Source organism: Anoxybacillus suryakundensis (assembly GCF_001418025.1).
Lineage (GTDB): Bacteria > Bacillota > Bacilli > Bacillales > Anoxybacillaceae > Anoxybacillus > Anoxybacillus tengchongensis.
In genome coordinates this window covers 1-1,085 of sequence record NZ_LIOK01000041.1, presented here as the reverse complement: position 1 = coordinate 1,085, position 1,085 = coordinate 1, and the positions used below count along the sequence as shown (strand labels likewise).

1 rRNA gene is annotated in these 1,085 nt (G+C 56.4%); it reads right to left on the bottom strand.

The annotated features are described in order from the left end of the window. Positions 1-1,085, bottom strand: a 23S ribosomal RNA gene (locus tag ASC42_RS13550); the annotation flags it as partial.

Below are 1,085 nucleotides of genomic sequence, written 5' to 3'. Positions count from 1 at the left end.
ACCTTGTCATCTTCAAGGGATCTTACTCGCTTGACGCGATGGGAAATCTCATCTTGAGGGGGGCTTCACGCTTAGATGCTTTCAGCGCTTATCCCTTCCGCACATAGCTACCCAGCTGTGCCCCTGGCGGGACAACTGGTACACCAGCGGTGCGTCCATCCCGGTCCTCTCGTACTAAGGACAGCTCCTCTCAAATTTCCTACGCCCGCGACGGATAGGGACCGAACTGTCTCACGACGTTCTGAACCCAGCTCGCGTACCGCTTTAATGGGCGAACAGCCCAACCCTTGGGACCGACTACAGCCCCAGGATGCGATGAGCCGACATCGAGGTGCCAAACCTCCCCGTCGATGTGGACTCTTGGGGGAGATAAGCCTGTTATCCCCGGGGTAGCTTTTATCCGTTGAGCGATGGCCCTTCCATTCGGAACCACCGGATCACTAAGCCCGACTTTCGTCCCTGCTCGACTTGTAGGTCTCGCAGTCAAGCTCCCTTCTGCCTTTACACTCTACGAATGATTTCCAACCATTCTGAGGGAACCTTTGGGCGCCTCCGTTACGCTTTGGGAGGCGACCGCCCCAGTCAAACTGCCCACCTGACACTGTCTCCCACCCCGATCAGGGGTGCGGGTTAGAATCTCAGTACGACAAGGGTGGTATCCCAACGGCGACTCCACCTAGACTGGCGTCCAGGCTTCTCAGTCTCCCACCTATGCTGTACATGTCGCACCAACATTCAATATCAGGCTGCAGTAAAGCTCCACGGGGTCTTTCCGTCCTGTCGCGGGTAACCTGCATCTTCACAGGTACTATGATTTCACCGGGTCTCTCGTTGAGACAGTGCCCAAGTCGTTACACCTTTCGTGCGGGTCGGAACTTACCCGACAAGGAATTTCGCTACCTTAGGACCGTTATAGTTACGGCCGCCGTTTACTGGGGCTTCGGTTCGCACCTTCGCTTGCGCTAAGCGCTCCCCTTAACCTTCCAGCACCGGGCAGGTGTCAGCCCCTATACTTCGCCTTACGGCTTCGCAGAGACCTGTGTTTTTGATAAACAGTCGCTTGGGCCTTTTCACTGCGGCTCCCC